The sequence below is a fragment of the Corynebacterium uberis genome, assembly GCF_020616335.1.
GTDB lineage: Bacteria > Actinomycetota > Actinomycetes > Mycobacteriales > Mycobacteriaceae > Corynebacterium > Corynebacterium uberis.
On record NZ_CP085051.1, the window covers coordinates 524,199 to 542,216 of the forward strand.

Annotated in this window: 15 protein-coding genes; 4 read left to right on the plus strand and 11 right to left on the minus strand. The window is 66.4% G+C overall.

Annotation, left to right across the window (positions count from 1 at the left end):
• Position 1 precedes the first annotated feature (1 nt).
• The 5 genes from LH390_RS02415 to LH390_RS02435 all read right to left on the minus strand — a co-directional run bounded on the left by LH390_RS02415 (position 2) and on the right by LH390_RS02435 (position 4,938).
• The gene (locus LH390_RS02415; protein WP_227280758.1) at positions 2 to 1,195 is read right to left on the minus strand and encodes a DNA glycosylase AlkZ-like family protein; all 1,194 of its coding nucleotides are present in this window, start codon (positions 1,193 to 1,195) and stop codon (positions 2 to 4) included.
• 22 nt (positions 1,196 to 1,217) lie between these two features.
• The gene (locus tag LH390_RS02420; protein WP_227280757.1) at positions 1,218 to 1,988 is read right to left on the minus strand and encodes an HAD family hydrolase; all 771 of its coding nucleotides are present in this window, start codon (positions 1,986 to 1,988) and stop codon (positions 1,218 to 1,220) included.
• Positions 1,989 to 2,131: 143 nt separating this feature from the next.
• The gene (locus tag LH390_RS02425; RefSeq protein ID WP_227282654.1) at positions 2,132 to 2,809 is read right to left on the minus strand and encodes a methionine ABC transporter permease; all 678 of its coding nucleotides are present in this window, start codon (positions 2,807 to 2,809) and stop codon (positions 2,132 to 2,134) included.
• Positions 2,810 to 2,814: 5 nt separating this feature from the next.
• Positions 2,815 to 3,831: a methionine ABC transporter ATP-binding protein gene (locus LH390_RS02430; protein ID WP_227282653.1), complete on the minus strand. Its 1,017-nt coding sequence runs from the start codon at positions 3,829 to 3,831 to the stop codon at positions 2,815 to 2,817.
• Between the two features lie 249 nt (positions 3,832 to 4,080).
• Positions 4,081 to 4,938 (minus strand): MetQ/NlpA family ABC transporter substrate-binding protein, encoded by an 858-nt coding sequence (locus tag LH390_RS02435; protein ID WP_227280756.1) that lies wholly within the window; start codon positions 4,936 to 4,938, stop codon positions 4,081 to 4,083.
• Positions 4,939 to 5,112: 174 nt separating this feature from the next.
• Between LH390_RS02435 and LH390_RS02440 the strand changes: the two genes are divergently transcribed.
• Positions 5,113 to 8,307, plus strand: a complete 3,195-nt coding sequence (locus tag LH390_RS02440) for an error-prone DNA polymerase (protein WP_227280755.1) — start codon at positions 5,113 to 5,115, stop codon at positions 8,305 to 8,307.
• 111 nt (positions 8,308 to 8,418) lie between these two features.
• Positions 8,419 to 9,816, plus strand: coding sequence for a GntP family permease (locus tag LH390_RS02445; RefSeq protein WP_227280754.1), 1,398 nt, complete (start codon positions 8,419 to 8,421; stop codon positions 9,814 to 9,816).
• A 16-nt stretch (positions 9,817 to 9,832) separates the two neighbouring features.
• Here LH390_RS02445 and LH390_RS02450 read toward each other — a convergent pair whose 3' ends face one another.
• The 5 genes from LH390_RS02450 to LH390_RS02470 form a co-directional block, all read right to left on the minus strand.
• Positions 9,833 to 11,350, minus strand: a complete 1,518-nt coding sequence (locus LH390_RS02450) for a DASS family sodium-coupled anion symporter (RefSeq protein ID WP_227280753.1) — start codon at positions 11,348 to 11,350, stop codon at positions 9,833 to 9,835.
• Positions 11,347 to 12,012, minus strand: a complete 666-nt coding sequence (gene ttdB, locus LH390_RS02455; protein ID WP_227280752.1) for a L(+)-tartrate dehydratase subunit beta — start codon at positions 12,010 to 12,012, stop codon at positions 11,347 to 11,349. Before ttdB ends, LH390_RS02450 begins: the two co-directional genes overlap by 4 nt.
• Positions 12,009 to 12,914, minus strand: coding sequence for a L(+)-tartrate dehydratase subunit alpha (ttdA, locus tag LH390_RS02460; RefSeq protein WP_227280751.1), 906 nt, complete (start codon positions 12,912 to 12,914; stop codon positions 12,009 to 12,011). Before ttdA ends, ttdB begins: the two co-directional genes overlap by 4 nt.
• 308 nt (positions 12,915 to 13,222) lie before the next feature.
• On the minus strand, positions 13,223 to 14,281 hold the full coding sequence (locus LH390_RS02465; RefSeq protein WP_227280750.1) for a helix-turn-helix transcriptional regulator: 1,059 nt from the start codon (positions 14,279 to 14,281) through the stop codon (positions 13,223 to 13,225).
• A gap of 5 nt (positions 14,282 to 14,286) precedes the next feature.
• A complete protein-coding gene (locus tag LH390_RS02470) occupies positions 14,287 to 14,760 on the minus strand; it encodes a tRNA (cytidine(34)-2'-O)-methyltransferase (RefSeq protein ID WP_227280749.1) in 474 nt (157 codons plus the stop codon).
• A gap of 113 nt (positions 14,761 to 14,873) precedes the next feature.
• Here LH390_RS02470 and LH390_RS02475 point away from each other — a divergent pair, with 113 nt between their 5' ends.
• Complete coding sequence (locus tag LH390_RS02475) at positions 14,874 to 15,734, plus strand: bifunctional methylenetetrahydrofolate dehydrogenase/methenyltetrahydrofolate cyclohydrolase (RefSeq protein ID WP_227280748.1); 861 nt, start codon at positions 14,874 to 14,876, stop codon at positions 15,732 to 15,734.
• On the plus strand, positions 15,727 to 16,071 hold the full coding sequence (locus LH390_RS02480; protein WP_227280747.1) for a DUF3017 domain-containing protein: 345 nt from the start codon (positions 15,727 to 15,729) through the stop codon (positions 16,069 to 16,071). The genes LH390_RS02475 and LH390_RS02480 overlap by 8 nt, the downstream gene beginning before the upstream one ends.
• A gap of 796 nt (positions 16,072 to 16,867) precedes the next feature.
• Here the strand turns inward: LH390_RS02480 and metX are convergent.
• A complete protein-coding gene (gene metX / locus LH390_RS02485) occupies positions 16,868 to 18,004 on the minus strand; it encodes a homoserine O-acetyltransferase MetX (RefSeq protein ID WP_227280746.1) in 1,137 nt (378 codons plus the stop codon).
• Between the last annotated feature and the right edge of the window lie 14 nt (positions 18,005 to 18,018).

The following is an 18,018-nucleotide window of genomic DNA, read 5'->3' on the forward strand; positions in this document are numbered from 1 at the left end:
GTTAGCTGCCCAGGCGGGCGAGGGTGGCGTCGATAAGCGTGTGGGCCGCGGCCTGGGTGCGCGCGGGTGGGCGGCGGAGCCACTGCACACCCTCCTTGACGGGGCGCACCCCGATCAGGCGTCCGTTGTTGATGATCAGCGGGCGGAACATGCCGTTGCGCGCGGGGCAGATGAGCTGGTCGCCGGCGGCGTCGGTCAGGCAGGTGCGATTGGTGTAGCCAACGTAGATTTCGTCGAAGGAGGGCAAGAAGAGCAGCCGGGTGGCGTCGGCGTAGTTGTCGGCGAGGATGCTGGGAAGCTGCGTGGACATGTAGAGCAGTCCGCGGCGTTGCTGTGCGGTGCGCGCCGGGTCGGCCGGGACCAGGGCGCCGTCTTCGCCGCCCGCGGCGCTGAGCTGGTAGCGGCCCAGGGTGCTATCGGCGGCGCAGGCTGCTTCAAGAAGCTCCGCGGAGTGCCGGATGCCCAGGCCTGTCCACCAGGACAGGTCGGCCACGCTCACCGGGCCGTGGCCGAGGATGTACCGGCGGGCGATTTCTGTCAGCCCACGCTCGCGGGTGGCGGGGGTGAGGGGGAAGCCGGACTGTGGGGCGTCGGCAGCCGGTAGGGTGCGCGCGTCAATGAAGTAGTGCTGGTTGGTCCCCAGCGGGCCTTCGATGACCGCCCCCTGGCGGGCCAGCGACCACATGAGGCATTGGCACCAGCGGCGCTGGGAACGCGAATCCGTCAGGTGCGTTGGCGCCAGCGCGTCGATCCAGGCGGCAAACAGTGCCGCGCGTTCTCTGCGCCCGCCGGCGGCAGCGATGGCCTCCCAGGAGACCTCCGCGGCCTGTGCGCACACGGCATCGTCAATGCCCAGACGCTGGCGCTCGCGCGCCTCCCAGGTGGGGATCTTTTCCTTCAAAGCCAGGCGCATCCAGTGAAAGTCGCGCGCGTGGGTGATGTGCACCGTGCCGCGCATCGGGCGGTGGCGCACCAGAAGACCCTGGTTAAAGGCGCGTGCGACATCGCTGCCCCGGGCACCGGGGCACCGGGCCAGCAGCGCGTGCGGCAGGGCAGAGACCTGCTGGCCCTGCACGGCCAGCAACCTGTCTGTCACCTCCGCGACGCTTCGGGCAGCGGTGGCAGGCACCAGCCCTTGGGCGCAGATGCGCAGCAGGCTGATCTGGGTGGGCAGGGCGACGTGGGGGCGGGGCATGGGTGTGGTCCTGAGCAGCAGGCTAGCGGGCGAGGACGTCCGCGATGAACTCCTCGGCGGTGTCAACCACCACGTCGGTGGCTGCCTGCACCTCAGCAGGGGAGTAGCTAAAACTTGCGGAGTGATCCGCCCAGCGATGCATATCGACGTCGTTGTAGGAATCCCCGATGCTCAACGTGCTCCACTGCCCGCCCAACAGCTCCACCAGTGCGCGAAGTCCGCCGGACTTGCTGGAGCCCGCGGGCACGATATCCAAGACATCAACGTTGCGGTGGACGTCCACGTCCGGGAAATCCTGGGCTAGTTCGGCAGCAACCTCGCCGAGTTCATCCAGGTTGGGGATCCACAGGGGAATGCCCATGACAGACTCGGCGACGACCTGCTCCGGGCTGCCATCCGCGCACGTCAGCGGGATGGGCATGGTGGCACCTGCAACGCCCTTAGACACCAGGTAGTCCGTGTCACCCAGGGTGGTGGCGTAGACGTCGATTCCCGGGCGGTGACAAAAGCGGGCGAAAAGTTCGGTGGCGCGATCGTCGGGGATGCCGGTGGCGTGTTCGATGCGAAAGTCGCCGTCGGTGATGGCCGCGCCGGTGTAGAGCACAAAGTGATCAAAGTGCACCCCCTGGTTGACCAGGGAACCGCGGGCGGAGGCCAGTGACTTTCCCGTCGCGCACACGGCCAGGTTTCCGGCATCTTGCCACCGCCGAATCGCCGCGGCGGTGGCGGGGCGGACCTGGGAGTGAAAAAGGATCGTGCCGTCCATGTCAAAGGCCATCATGCGTCGCGTCATGGGCTCCACCCTAGGGCATCAGGCCCGCAATTGGTCACATGTTTGGGTGAAAACGTCAACCCCCTCCGAGCGGCACTGGTGGGTACCTTTCGGTGGGGGAGGGGGCGTCGATAAGCAGGACAGGAGGTGAGCCCGCCGTTGTGCTAGCGGCGCATGATCTTCTTGGACAGCCAGTTGCCCAGGAATTGGGCGGCCTGGACCAGAATGACAATGGCAATGACGGCAACATACATGGCCTCATTGTCAAAGGCTCGGTAACCGTAGACGATGGCAAAGTCACCCAGGCCGCCGCCGCCGATGTAGCCGACCATCGCAGACATATCCACAATGGCAATAAAGATGAAGGTGTAGCCCAGCACCAGGGGACCCAACGCCTCCGGGATGATCACCGAGGTGATGATCTTCCAGGGGCTCGCCCCCATCGACCGCGCGGCCTCAATCACGCCAGGATCAATGGCCACCAGGTTTTGCTCCACAATGCGCGCCACCGTAAACGTCGCCGCAATGATCATCACAAAAATGCCCGCATTGCGGCCAATCGATGTGCCAATAGCCGCCACCGTCAGCGGCTTAATCGCCGCAATGAGGATGATAAACGGAATGGGGCGCACAAAGTTCACCAACAGATTCAGCGTGGTGTAAACAAAGTTATTGCGCAGAATACCGCCCTCGCGGGTGGTGTAGAGCAGCATGCCCACCACCAGGCCCAGCAGGCCCGCAACCACCATGGTGACCGCCACCATGATGAGGGTGTCCAAGATGGCCTTGCCAAAAGTGTCACCCAGCCGGTTCCAGTCCGCGGCGAGCGTGGTTACTGTTATCTGGTTCATCGGGTGATCTCCTCAATGGTGGTGGAGGCCTTGAGCGTGCGGTAGAACTGCTCAATGGCCGCGGTGGGCCCGTTGAGCCGGACGGTCATCTTGCCAAAGCTGTGGCGCTGCAAGGTGGTCACCCCGCCGTGCACGATGGACAGCGCCACCCCCGCGGCGCGGGCATCAGCGGTGGCGCCGAAGAACCCGGAATCCTCCGTCAACTCGATGGTAAACAGGCGACCCTCGTGGGCCAGCAGATCCTCCGCCTCCACCAGGTCCGGGGTGTTGCGCAGGGAGGTGGCCACAAACTTGGCGGCCACATCCGTCTGCGGATCAGAAAAGACCTCATAGACGCTGCCGTATTCGACCACTCGGCCGGCCTCCATGACGGCAACCTTGTCCGCGATGGAGCGCACCACCTCCATCTCATGGGTGATCACCACGATGGTGATGCCGAGCTCCCGGTTGACGCGGCGCAACAGCTCCAGCACGTCATGGGTGGTCTCCGGGTCGAGGGCAGAGGTGGCCTCGTCGGCCAGCAGCAGGGAGGGATTGCAGGCTAGCGCCCGGGCGATGCCCACGCGCTGCTTCTGCCCGCCGGAAAGCTGCTCGGGGTAGTTCTCGCCCTTATCGGACAGGCCCACAAAGTCCAGCAACTCCGCCACGCGCTTCTTGGTCTCCGCCTTGCTCACGCCCGCCAGCTCCAAGGGGTAGGCGATGTTGCCGGCGGCGGTCCGCGAATGGAACAGGTTGAACTGCTGGAAGATCATGCCCACGTTGCGCCGGATGGCACGCAGCTGCTTTTCCGACTTGCCCACCACGTCTACCCCGTCGAGCAACAGCTGGCCGGAAGTGGTGGTGTCCAGGCCGTTGATCAGGCGGACCAGCGTGGACTTGCCGGCGCCGGAATAGCCGATCACGCCCAGGATCTCCCCGGGCTCGACGGTCAGGGTCACGCCGTTGACGGCCGTGGTCTCCTGGGATTTCTTGTTGCGCGAGGGAAAGACCTTGGTGGTTTCCCTAAACTCCAGGCGGGTGCCGCGCTGGGAGCGCTCGGCGTGTGCCGGTGCGGCCGGTGTGGCCTGCTCGGCCGGTACGGCTTGCTCTGCCGGTACGGCGGGCGTGTTGGGGTCGTGCGCGTTGTGGGGCGATGGCGATGTTGGTGCCACGGGGGTGGTGCTCGCTCTCACTGTGAGGCTGATGGATAAGGGGGAAAGGTGAAAGTCAGAGGAGGGCAAGAGGGACGCGTGCCCGCCCGGTGGGGGCGGGCGGGTGCGGGCCTACTTGCTGGTGGCCGACTCTTCGAGCTTGTGCAGGATCTGCTGGAGCTCTTCGGGGGAGCGCTTGACCTCCACGGACGTGCCCTTGGAGTCCTCGGCGACGGCGGCCTGGACGTCCGGGTCGTGCCACAGCTCGACGAGCTTGGCAATCTTGTCATTGTCCTTGTCTTCTTCGCGGGTGACAAAGACGTTGATAAAGGGCTCCGCGCTGGCGCTGGAGGGATCGTCCTGGAAGACGGAGGTCTTCGGGTCGATGCCGGCGCGGTCCAGGAAGGAGTTGTTAATGATGGCCGGCTGGCCCTCACCGTAGGCCACCGGCGACTGGGCGGCTTCGACGGGGGTGACGGTGACCTTGGAGGACCCGGCGTCAATGTCGGCGGGGGTGGGGTCGAGGGTGTCCTTCTTCTTCAGGGTGATCAGCCCGGCCTGGACTAGGACGTTGATGGCGCGGCCCTGGTTGGTGGAGTCGTTGGGGATGGCCACGGACTTGCCTTCGATGCCGTCGAGGGAGGAGTGATCCTTCCAGAACAGCGCCAGGGGGACAACCTCGGTGGAGCCGACGGGGGTGAGCTTCTGGCCGGTGCCGGCGGTGTAGTTGGCCAGGAACTTCAGGTGCTGGAAGAGGTTGACGTCCAGCTGGCCCTGGGCCAGGGCGTCGTTGGGGGTGTTGTAATCGGAGAAGTCCTGGACGGTGAGGTTGATGCCGGCTTCCTGAGCCTTCTTTTCGTAGACCTGCCAGGCCTTCTTGGCGGAGTCGGTGGTGCCGATCTTGATGGTATCTTCGCTGCCGCAGGCGGTCAGGCCGGTTGCGGCGATGGCGGCGACGCCGATGGTGGCAAACAGTGCGCGCAGTTTCATGGGTGGGACCTTTCGGGGGAGTGTTTTGTGGAAAAGAACTTGGAAGCGACAATAGCAGCCACCGTACCGCTCGGTCTACAAACGGGTCTGCGGGCTAGACAGAGCGTGTCACTCTGCGGCTGTACCCGGCCCCCATCGTGGAACGGGTGTTCGATTCTGCGCTAGGGTGAAAGCATGCGTTTTCACGGCGGGTCGGCCCTGGGATGGTCGCGCATAGAAAGGATCCTCTCCGGGCGCCCCCACCCGGACCTTATCCCGGCAGGTCCCCCCAGCTTGACGACGCCCCCTCCCCCCACCGCGGCACCGGAGCCACCCGCACGGCGCGCCCCGTCCATCCCCTTCGCCGAGCTGCATGCGGTCAGCTCCTACAGCTTCCTCGGCGGCGCCTCCGAGCCGGAGGAGCTCGTCGCCCGCGCAGTCGAGCTGGGCCTGTGCGGCTTGGGGCTGCTCGACCGGGATGGTTTCTATGGCGTGGTGCGCTTTGCCGAGGCCGCAGCCAAGGCCGGCCTGCCCACCATCATCGGCGCGGAGCTGACCCTAGACAGTGCTGGTGGCGCCGTCCTGCCGGTCATCTGCCGCGGACCGGCGGGATACCAGGCGTTATGCCAGGTCTTGACCCATGCGCACATGGTCACCGGGACCAAGGGGCAGGTGGCCTATCCGCCGCTTGCGCAACTTGCGCAGCGCCTGGCCGGGACGTGCCTAGTGCTGGCCAATCACACCTGGGCAGACCGCCTGGAGGAACTGGTGGACTGCTTTGGGCCCCAGGGGGTGGTCCTGGAGTACCAGGCCACCATGGTCCCGGAGGATGCTGATCACGCCATGGCTCTCGACGCCGCCCGCCAGCGGTGCGCGCGCAGCGGGCGGGCGGGACTGCGGGCCATTATCAGCGCCGCCCCGGCCGCCGCCACCCGGGACGGGGTGCGCCTGGCTGCGGCCAAGCGGGCCTTGGCGTGCCGGGAATCCGTGGGGCAGGCCGCCCCGCGCCTGCACCCCATGGGGGCGCCGTGGTTGCGCTCCGGGCAGCAGGTGGCGGCCCTGGCCCCCGACCGCTCGGCAGAGATCGCACAGACCTGCGAAATTGCGGCGGAGTGTGCCTTCACCCTTAACCTGGTGGCCCCCCAGCTTCCGGACTGCCCCACCCCGCAGGGCTACACGGAGATGACGTGGCTGGCCCACCTGACGCGCACCCGGGGCCAGCGGCGCTACGCGGCGCGCAGCGCGGACGTTCAGCGCCGGGCGTGGGCCCAGATCGATTATGAGCTGGGGGTCATTGAGGAGCTGAACTTTCCGGGCTACTTCCTCATCGTGCTGGGCATCGTGGATTTTTGTGCCCGGGAAAACATCTACTGTCAGGGCCGCGGCTCGGCGGCGAACTCCGCGGTGTGCTTCGCCCTGGGGATCACCAACGCGGAACCGATCAGCGCCGGGCTGCTCTTTGAGCGCTTTCTTTCCCCGGAACGCGACGGCCCACCAGACATTGACCTAGACATCGAATCGACCCGCCGCGAGGAGGTCATCCAGTATGTTTATGCCACCTACGGGCGCGACAACGCCGCCCAGGTGGCCAACGTGATTACCTATCGCCGCAAGGGCGCTACCCGCGATGCCGCGCGCGCTCTGGGCTACCCGCAGGGCGCGGCTGACTCCTGGGCGCAAGGGGTCCATGAGGTGCCAGAAGACGTGGCTACGCTTGCGCACCAGTTCCTTGGCCAGCCCCGCCACCTGGGCATTCACTCCGGCGGTATGGTCATCTGTGATCGTCCGCTAGCGCGCGTGGTGCCCACCGAGTGGGCGCGCATGAAGGATCGCTCCGTGGTGCAGTGGGACAAGGATGACTGCGCGGGCGCCGGGCTGGTGAAGTTTGACCTGCTGGGCCTGGGCATGCTGGAGGCGCTGCACCACATGGTGGATCTGGTGGCGCAGACAACCGGAACAACCATCCACCTCTGGGACCTAGACCTGACGGAGCCGGCCGTGTATGACATGCTGTCGCGCGGCGATGCCGTCGGGGTCTTCCAGGTGGAATCCCGCGCCCAGCTGGCCACCCTGCCGCGGCTCAAACCCCGCGTATTTTTTGACCTCGTGGTGGAAGTGGCGCTCATCCGGCCCGGGCCCATCCAGGGCGGCTCCGTGCACCCCTACCTGCGGCGCCGGGACGGGCGCGAACCGGTCACCTATGAGCACCCCTGCCTGGAAAAATCGTTGGGCAAGACGCTGGGTATTCCGCTGTTTCAGGAACAGCTCATGCAGATCGCCGTCGATGCGGCTGGGTTTTCCGGCGCGGAGGCAGACACGCTGCGCCGGGCGATGGGCTCTAAGCGCTCCCCGGCCAGGATGGCCGCCCTGCGTGAGCGCTTCTTCGCCGGCCTGCGCGCCACTCACGGCATTGAGGGCGATACTGCCCAGGCGTTGTGGAACAAGATCGTCGCCTTCGCCGCCTATGGGTTTCCCGAGTCCCACTCCCAGTCTTTCGCCTCCTTGGTGTTTTTCTCTGCTTGGTTCAAGCTGCACTACCCGGCCCAATTCTGCGTGGGCCTGCTGCGTGCCCAGCCGATGGGCTTTTATAGCCCGCAGTCGCTGATCCAGGACGCCCGCCGCCACGGGGTGGACATCCTGCCCGTGAGCATCGCGGAGTCGGAGGAGGAAGCCACGGTGACCCCTGGCGGGGCCATCCGCCTTGGCCTTAACCTCGTGCGCGGCCTGGGCGCTGGGGCGGCACGCATCCCCGCCGCCCGGGCCGCCGGTGGGCCCTTTGCCTCCATGGCGGACCTGGCCCGGCGGGCGGAGCTAAGCGTGGAGCAGGCAGAGGCGCTTGCCCGCGCCGGGGCGTGCGACTGCCTGGGGGTGGATCGCCGCCAGGCGCTGTGGGCCGCCGGGGTTGCCGCCACGGAGAAGGCCGGCATGCTGCCGGGGCTGAGCCAGCTGGATGCCCCGGTGCTGCCCGGCATGAGCGCGCTGGAGATCCTGGCTGCCGACGTCGCCGCCACCGGGGTCACCCCGCATGCTCAGCCCATGGAGCTGCTGCGCGCCGGGCTGGAGGCCGCGGGCGTGATCCCTGCTTCCGGGCTGATGGGTGTGCCGGATGGCACCCGCATCCGCATCGCCGGGGTGGTCACCCACCGGCAACGCCCGCAGACGGCCTCGGGGGTGACGTTTTTTGGGCTTGAAGATGAGACCGGGCTGATCAACGTCATCGTCTCCCCGGGGCTGTGGGCTCGCCAGAAGGTGCTGGCGCGCACCGCGCGGGCGCTGATCATCCGCGGAAAGGTAGAAAACGCGAGCGGGGTGGCTGCGGTGGTGGCGGACAAGTTGGAGCCGCTTGCGGTGGGGCAGGTGCTCTCGCCCGGCTCGCGCGACTTCCGGTGAGGATGGTGAGGACGGTGAGGGGCGGGCACGAGGCGGCGCGGGGGCGTCGATAAGCAGGCGTGTTGTTTTTTTGCTGATGCCGCGCCTCCCGCCTCGGTAGCGTGATGGTTCATGGAAGGATTCGTCTCCCCGCTATCCACCGGCGCGCTGTTGGGGGTGGCCGCCGCCGCGGTCGCTGTGATCCTGGTGCTGGTCATCGGGTTTAAGCTGCACGCATTTCTTACCCTTATCATCGTCTCGGCGGCCACGGCCATCGCCGCCGGCATCCCCATAGACCAGGTGGTTCCCACCATGACCCAGGGTTTTGGCACCACCCTGGCCTCCGTGGCGCTGCTGGTGGCCCTGGGTGCCATGCTCGGCCGGCTGGTGGAACGCTCGGGTGGCGCGGCCAGTTTGGCAGAGGCGCTCGTTGCCCGCTTCGGGGAGCACCGCGCCCCCTTCGCGCTGGGGCTGGCCTCCCTGATGATGGGCTTTCCCATCTTCTTCGACGCCGGCCTGGTGGTCATGCTGCCGGTGATCTTTGCCGTGGCGCGGCGTCTGGACGGGCCGGTGGTGGCCTACGGCATCCCCGCCGCCGGCGCGTTTTCCGTCATGCATGTTTTTGTGCCGCCGCACCCCGGCCCGATCGCGGCCGCGGAGTTCTATGGGGCGCAGGTCGGCGCGGTGCTGCTGGTGGGCCTGCTCGTCGCCCTGCCCTGCTGGTATCTCACCGGTTACCTGCTCGGGCGCGTCCTGGGCGCCCGCTTTACCCAAGCGGTCCCGGACCTTCTCGCCGGTGGCCCACCGCTTGCCGACGCCCCCTCCGCCCCCGCGTCCGCCCGCGCCGTCACCGCCATCCTCGCCCTGCCCATGCTGCTCATCTTTGGCAACACCGGCATCCACATGGCCGCGGCGGCGGGCCTGGTTGATGCACAGGCTGGGTGGGCGCGCCTGCTGACCTTCCTGGGCGCCACCCCCGTCGCCCTGACCATCACCGCGCTGGTGGCGCTGGTGGTGCTCGGCGCGCGGCGGGGGATAGGTGCGGCGCAGCTGGAGGACCTGCTGGAGTCCTCGCTGGGGCCCATTTGCTCGGTGGTGCTCATCACCGGCGCCGGCGGCATGTTCGGCGGGGTGCTGCGCACCTCCGGGATTGGCGATGCCCTGGCCGGATCCATGAACCACCTGGGCCTGCCCGTCATCGCCGCGGCCTTTGTTGTCGCCGCCGCCCTGCGCGTGGCCCAAGGCTCTGCCACCGTGGCGCTGACCACCACCGCGGCACTGATGGCCCCAGCCGTTGTCGCCCAGGGCTATCCGCCCATCCAGCTCGCCGCGGTGGTGGTGGCCACCGCGGCAGGTTCCGTGATTGCCAGCCACGTCAATGACTCCGGCTTCTGGCTGGTAGGCCGACTGATGGGCCTGGACGCCGCCACCACGCTGCGCACCTGGACTGTCAACCAGACGCTCATCGCGGTGGTGGGCTTTGTGCTGGCGTGGGCGGTGTTTGCCCTGGCCGGGGCGGCGGGCCTCTAAGCGCGCCGCGCCGGTGCTACATCACGCCGATGATCTGCCACCACAGCGGCCCGATAGCCAGCCAGATGATCAGATGCACCGCGCCGAGGGCAAGGCCGATCTTCCACCACGTGCCCACCGAGACTGACCCGGTGCCAAAGTAGAGGGGAGCCGGGCCGTTGCCGTAATGGGTGAGGCATCCCATGAGGGTGGGCAGCGCTGCGAGCAGCACAATGAGCGGCGTTGCCGGGATGCCCAGTGCGATGCCGGTGCCCAGGAAGACGCTAAACATGGTGGCGGTGTGCGCCGTGCCGGAGGCAAAGAGGTAGTGGCTCAGCGCGTAGACCACGCCGAGGATGACAAAAGCCACGCCGGCCGAGAGCCCGCCGAGGTGTTGCTGAACCAGCTCACCCAGCCAGGAGATGAACCCGGTCTTGTTCAGGTACGCGCCCATCATCACCAGGGCGGCAAACCAGGTCAGCGTGTCCCACGCGGACTGCTCCTTTTTGATGTCCGTCCACGTCAGCACCCCCGTCAGCAGCAGCAACCCCAGGCCGATGAAGGCAACCGTGGTGGCGTTGAGGACGGATGATCCTCCCACCCACAGGGCGATGATGGTGACAAAGACCGCCAGGGTGACCTTCTCTTTACGGGTCATAGGGCCCAGCTCGGCGAGCTGGTGGCGGGCGTGGACGGGGGCGTCGGGAGTCCGGGTGGTGGTGGGGCGCCACAGCGCGTAGATGACCAGCGGTACCGCGATGAAACCGAGGATGCCGGGCACGCACGCCGCCAGGAACCATCCGCCCCAGGACGGGGCGGTGACCCCCATCTGCTCGGCCAGCTTGGCACCCAGGGCATTGGGGGCCGCGCCGGTGAAGAAGATGACGGAGGCGGCAAGGTCAAGGTTGTAGGTAGACAGCGCCAGGAATCCGGCGGTCGAACCGCGGCGGGGAGTCGCTGTGGTTGCTGTGGTTGCAGTGGTGCCTGTTGCCGAGGAATCGGTGCGCAGGATGGACTGCATGATGGGGTAGACGATCCCACCCGCACGGGCGGTGTTGGAGGGGATGGCCGGCGACGTCGATAAGTCCGCCAACCCCAGCCCGTAGGCCAGACCCAGCGTGGAAGATCCGAAGGTCCGCACGAAGAGGTAGCCCAGCCGGGTACCCAGCCCGGAGGAAATGACGGCGCGCGCGATGAAGAACGCGGAGACGATCAGCCAGATCGTGGAGTTAGAAAACCCGCTGAGCGCTGCGGAGATGGACTCGCTGGGGTCCCCCGGGGCCAGCACACCGGTGGCCGCGCACAGGGCCATAGCAATGATCGCGACCGTGCCCATGGGCGCAGCGTTGAGGATGATGGCCACGATGGTGGCCACAAAGAGGGCGAACAGGTGCCAGGCGTGAGACTCCAGACCGGCGGGAGTGGGGATCACCCAGATGGCCGCCCCGATGGCCACCGCGGCCGCGATCCGGCGCAGGCGAATCTCCCCGGGGGGTGCGGCGGCCGGTGGGGGGTTGGTTGCCGGTGGTGGCACGCGGCGCAACGTGGCGGTCATTTGATGAACCGGACCTTGTCATAGAGCTTCTTCAGCGCGGCCTCTTTGCGTTCGTTGTAAATGACCTTCTGCTGCTCAAACAGGTTCGCGCCGGTGGCGTCGATGGACACGATCAGCGGGCCGAAGCCGGTGACGCGGTTGACCCACAGGCTTTCCGGCATGCCCAGCTCGGTCCAGTGGACGTCTTCGATCTCGTCGACCTCCGTTGCCGCGATGACGGCGTTTCCGGCGGGGAACACGCAGTGCAGGGCGCCAAACTCGGCGCAGCCGCGCTCCGTGTTGGACCCCATCCCGCCCTTGCCCACAATCAGGCGCACCCCGGTGTCCCGGATGAAGTCATACTCAAACTTCTCCATGCGCATCGACGTGGTCGGGCCAACGGAGACCATCTCATAGCCGGAAGCCGAGTCCTCGCTGCGCCGCGTGATCGGCCCGGCGTGCAGGATGGCGCCGTCGCGCAGGTCGACGGGAAGCTCGCGGCCGTATTCGATCAGGCGGCGGTGGGCGACGTCGCGGCAGGTGACAATGTGGCCGTCAAGGAAGACGATGTCACCGATGCGGATATCGGCGATGTCCTCCCGGGAGATCGGGGTGGACAGGTACCAGGTGCGGTGGCCGCTATCCTGGGCGTCCTGGGTGGGGGCAACGGTTGCAATGGTCACAGGTCAAACCCTTCGTGAGTAGACGACTCGAAGGAGCCGTCAGCGTGGATAGTGATGGTGCCGCGCCGGTGCGACCAGCACCCGGTGTTCACGGCCACAGACAGCACGGAGGGGTGCCGCGCAGAGTTTTCAATGTTGACGCCCATGACGGACTTGCCGCCACCCAAGCCCTGGGGCCCCAGGCCCAGCGAGTTGATGGCCTCTTCCAGGTCATCCTCCAACCCGGCAACCAGCTCATTGGGGTTGCGGGATTCCACCGGGCGCATCAGCGCCCGCTTGGACATGTAGGACGCGGAGTCGATGGAGGTGCCAATGCCCACGCCGACGAGCAGCGGGGGGCAGGCGTTGAGCCCGTAGGAGGTCATCACGTCCAGCACGAAGCGCACCGCGCCCTCGTAGCCCTCGCCGGGCATGAGGGTCTTGCCCTGACCCGGCAGGGAGCAGCCGCCGCCAGCCAGGTAGACGTTGAGCGTCAGGTCGGACGAGCCCTCCACAAAGTCCCAGTAGATCCAGGGGGAATCGGAGCCGGTATTCGTGCCGGTGTTGACCTCCTGGAAGGTCTCTACGGTGTTGTGGCGCAGCGGTGCAGTCTGGGTGGCGGTGCCCACGGCTTCCTTGAGCATGGTGTGCAGCTCATCGCGCAGCGGGTAGTGGGAGCCCACGTGGGCAAAGATCTGCACCAGCCCAGTGTCCTGGCAGCTGGGCCGGTTGAGCTTGGCGGCCAGCTCCTGGTTGCGCTTCATGGTGTCATAGATCATCAGGGCGCGCGGGTTGGTTTCATCGGCGCGCAGCCGCTCAAGCCGGCGGGAGACATCGACGGGCAATTGTTTGGAGATCAGATCCGTGAACCGCGCGACAATGTCTACAACGCGGTCCCGGGTGCAGGGAACAACAGTGGTCATGGAGATGACGCCCTTCTGTGTATGAAGGTGAACGGGTACTACACCATTCATTGTTCCGGCGCTGCGCGGTTGTGCGACAGGGAAATTATACGGACTTTTCCGCGCGTGCAACCCCATTATTGCACCATTGGGGGGTGAAAGGAAAGCCGTCAAAGGTATTATTTACCCCTGCCGGAATCGCCTGTGACCTGCTAAAAGGGTGGCGGGCCCGGTGCTTTCGCCCGGCTTCAAGTCAAAAAATTCCCCCTATGGAAACGCCTAAGTATAAGCTTCCCATTAGTGCGTGGTCCGGTTAAGTATAGCGTGGCCTAATGGTCCGCAGTATCGGTATTGTTTGCATTACCTGAGTTGCCCGAATTGGTGGGGCTGTCGCTCAAGATCGCCGCAAGGCGCCGAGCCAAGACCACCGGATCATCCTGATTATCAGTGACCGCGCCGGAGTGCGCCCAGGACGTCAAAGTGGCGTACACATCCGCCTGAGAACGCGGGGTAAAACGACGCTTAAAGGTGGCATCCACCTGCCGGGCCCCGGGCGTGGTGCCCAGATTCGCGCGGTACTTCGACGGCGTCAAACCAAACGTGGACTTAAACGCGGTGGTAAAAGTCTTGGTGTCCGCAAAGCCGTTGTCAAAGGCGATGTCCCCGATAAGCGCGTCCGTGGCAGACAGCTGGCGTGTAGCCGCGCGCAGCCGCACCCGGGAGATGAACTCAAAACACGTCATCCCCATGGTTTGGGAGAACACTGAGGACAGGTAGGGCTCGGAGTATCCGGCCAGGCGCGCCAGCTGTGCCAGCGTGAGGCGCTGGGTATAAGCCTGCTCGATGTAGGCGCACACGCGCCCCAGTGCGGCGGTGATCTCGGGTCCAGGGGCGGCGGCCTCGTCCCGGTGGTCCCGGTAGTTGCGCTGGGACAGCGGGAAGCATTCCACAATGTCGGCGGCTAAATGGCCGACGTCGCCGATGGTGCGCAGCATGTCTACGGCCGAGTCTCCGTCGCGCAGCAGCAAGGTGGCTAGCCGGGCGGTGAGCTGGTCGGTGGGAAACGCCGGGGTAGAAGAAAACTGGGGCGTAAATCCTGGGACGTATTGGGCAAAAATCGTGGGCTGGAGGTGGACCGCAATGGCTCGAGACCCGGGCTCGACAGCCAGGGTGGCGTGCCCCTGGTTGGAGTTGAGCAGTGCCGCATCGCGCTCGCCGAGCAGCGTGGTGGCACCCGCGGTGGCCAGTTCTACCCGGCCGCCCGCCACCACCAGCAGCTCGATGTCGTCGTGCCAGTTGAAGTGGTAGGTGCCAATGTCATAGACGTAGGCGTGTGCGCCGCCGGTGGCCGCCGGGGCGGTGAATTCGAAGGCATCCGGGTTGATCATGGGTTTTACACACCTCCGGCAAATCCCAGTTGGCGCCACGCCTCAAAGACCCCCACGGCCGCGGCGTTGGATAGGTTCATGGAGCGGCGGGCGGGCAGCATGGGGATGCGCACCAGTTCGGTCACTCGGGGATGGTCCATGTGGGCTTGCGGCAGCCCGGTGGGCTCGGTGCCAAAAAGCAGCGCGTCGCCGGGTTGATAGGAGATCTGGTGGTGATACGTGGTGGCGTGTCCGGTAAAGGCAAAGACCCTGGCGCCCGGCAGCTCCGCCAGGCAGGAATCCAGGTCCGGGTGGATGGTGACCTCAGCAAGGTCGTGGTAGTCCAGTCCCGCGCGGCGCAGGTGGCGGTCATCAAAGTTGAACCCCAGCGGCTCGACCAGGTGCAGGTGGGCGCCGGTATTGGCGCACAGGCGGATGGCGTTCCCGGTGTTTCCGGGGATGACGGGGTTATCAAAGATGACGTGCAGCAGCTGGCCCATGGTCTTTATTTTAGGAGGGTGCTTGTGCGCGCCCCGATTTCTGCGGGTCCCATGCGCCTGCCGTGTGGGCGGTGGCATTGAGATGCGCGGTTCAGGTGGGGATAATGGGCACCGTGACTGCGCAAAAACTTGACGGCAAGTTGTATCGCTCTGAGCTGATTGAGGACCTCACCTCCCGGGTGGCGGCCTTGAAGGACAAGGGGGTGACCCCCGGCCTGGCCACCGTGCTGGTGGGCGAGGACCCGGGCAGCCAGAACTACGTGAAGATGAAGCACCGCGATTGCGAGCAGGTGGGCATCACCTCGATTCGCCGGGACCTTCCTGCCGATACCACGCAGGAGCAGCTGCACGCGGTCATCGATGAACTCAACGTGGACCCCGCCTGCACCGGCTACATTGTCCAGCTACCGTTGCCGCGCCACCTCAACGAAAACGCGGTGCTTGAGCGCATCGATCCGGCCAAGGACGCCGACGGCCTCCACCCGGTCAACCTGGGCAAACTGGTGCTTGGTGAGCCCGCCCCGCTGCCGTGTACCCCCAATGGGTGCATCAGCCTGCTGCGCCGCTTCGGCGTGGAGCTCGACGGGGCGAAGGTGGTGGTCATCGGCCGCGGCGTGACGGTGGGCCGACCCATCGGCCTCATGCTCACCCGACGCAGCGAGAACGCCACAGTCACCCTCTGCCACACCGGCACGAAGGACCTGGCCGCAGAGACGCGCGCGGCGGACGTGATCATCGCCGCGGCGGGCAAGCCGCACATGCTCACCGCGGACATGGTCAAGCCGGGTGCGGCGATCCTGGACGTCGGCGTGTCCCGCGTGGATGGCAAGACCACCGGCGATGTGGCCCCGGACGTGTGGGACGTGGCCGGCTGGATTTCCCCGAACCCCGGCGGCGTGGGCCCCATGACGCGGACGTTCCTGCTGGAAAACATCGTGGAGCGCGCCGAGGCGCTGGCGGGTGCCGGTGCCTAGCGTGCGCCCTGCGACCCGCGCCGAGGCGCTGCACAACCCGCACGATGTGGCGCTGCGGCCCTCCCGGATTCCGGTGAGCGTGCAGCGCGCTGGGGTGGCGGCGTTTGTGGCCGTGGCGGCGGCGTCGGCAGTCTTTGCGCTCACCGACCACTGGCGGCGCGCCACACTGTCTTTGGGGGTGGCCATGCTGTGGCTGGCGGTGGTGCGTCTGGTGTGCGACTCGCGGATTGTCGGCGTCTTTGCGGTGCGCTCGCGCCGCTTTGACGCACTGTTCGCTGCCGCCACCGGCTTCGCGATGTCCTTTTTAGCGCTGTCCGTTGATTCGCTGGGCAGCTAGCGTGTCCCAGGATCGGCACTCGCGTTCGGCTGTTCGTTCGTGGCTCATCGCTTGTCGACGCCCCATCGACCCTCTTCGCACGCCCGGCGCTGTCCCCCGTGGTGCCGGCGCAGCCCTCTGCCGAGTGGTGAAAAAGGAAATCTGCGTCCTGCCATGGTCGATGAGGGGCCAAGAATGATACGGTCGCTTGCGAAGCACGTGTAGTCAGTGGATATCCTTGTGCACTCCTCGGGTCCGCTGCGTGCGTGTGGTGGATTCCCTCCCCGGCAAAGGGCACCGGAATAGTTCTCGCCTATAGTCTTGCCCTTCTTATTCAGCTTGCGTGTCTGATTGTGGCCATTGGTGTGCGCGCTGCACAGGGGACAGCATTTCTCCAGGCTGAGCTGGCAATAAACGCCTTAGGCGTCCTGTGCGCCTGCGCTGGTGCGGGTGGTTAACTCATCAACGGTGAGGTCTTTGGCATCAATGTAGATCTGGCCTTCGGTCCACCGATCGCCGCTGTGGTGGCCACGGCTCTGCTGCTAGTGCTGGTGGCGAGGGCAGCTGCGGGAAAAAATGATTGCGCGCGCTGAGCGCGGTGCTGGCAATGCGTGTTTGTGCGACACATCGTGATCCATCATCCTTCTTGTGCGCAGTGGAATTTCTTCGCGGATGGTGGCCTCATGATGGGAATGCGTGCAGCATTCATGCGCCTTTCCGTGTGCATGACTGAGCCGCACAGGGGGATGTGTGGGTCTTTACCGGCTCGGCTGGCTGCGTAGTTTCAGTGCCCCGAACAACAGCCTGCTGTGGTCTCCTAGATGTAGTACTCGATTCTGCCCGTGGTGTCCGGCGCTGTGGGGTCGATGCGCTGGAGGAAGCCGCGCAGGATGCGGTCCATCTGGCGGGTTTCGGTGAGGAAGGCATCGTGGCCCACGGGGGAGACGATTTTGGCCATGCTCAGCAGGTTGCCCAGGTTGCGGGAGAGGTGTTCTTGCTGGTGGTAGGGATAGAGGATGTCCGTGTCCACTCCGGCGACGAGCACGGGGACCGTGATGGCGGCCAGGGCCTTGTTCAGCCCGCCGCGTCCGCGGCCGATGTCGTGGCGGTTGAGGGCGTCGGTGAGTACCACGTAGGAGCCGGCGTCGAAGCGCTCGGTCAGCCGTGCGGCCTGGTAGTCCAGGTAGCTTTCCACGGCGAAGCGCTGGTCGGGGCGTCGATAGGCGCCGAGGGGGTTTTCGCCCGGCTGGGCGGCGGTGCCAAAGCGTTCGTCAATTTCGAGCTCACCGCGGTAGGTCAGGTGGGCGATGCGCCGGGCGGTGGCCAGGCCGTCGAGCGGCGTGGCCCCGGTGTCGTAGTAGTCGCCGCCGGCCCAGGCGGGGTCGTTTTCTATGGCGTCAATTTGGGCTGCCTGGATGCCAATCTGCCAGGCGGACGCCCGCGCGGATACGGCGAAGACCCCGGCTGCTGCTAGGGAGTCCGGGTACATGGCGGCCCATTCCAGGGCGCGGGCGCCGCCCATGGATCCGCCGATGACGGCGCGCAGTCGGGTGAGCCCCAGGGCGTCGAGAAGCTGTTTTTCTGTGGTGACCTGGTCGCGGATGGAGATTGCGGGGAAACGCGAGCCCCAGGCGCGCCCGTCGTCGGGGTGCGGGCTGGCCGGGCCGGTGGATCCCGAACAGCCGCCGATGACGTTGGTGCACACCACGCAGTAGCGGTTGGTGTCTAGCGCCAGCCCGGGCCCGATGAGCCCTGCCCACCAGCTGGCGGCGTTGGGATCGCCGGTCAGCGCGTGCTCGACGAGTATGACGTTGGACCAGCCGTCCTCGTCGGTGCGGAAGTGGCCCCAGCGGCGCACCGCGATGTGGGCGTCGGCAATGATGGCGCCGGCCTCGGTGCGGACGTCGCCGATGGGGCAGACGCTTAAGCGTCCCGGTTCGGGCAGGTGGGGCATGGCGGGCTACTCGG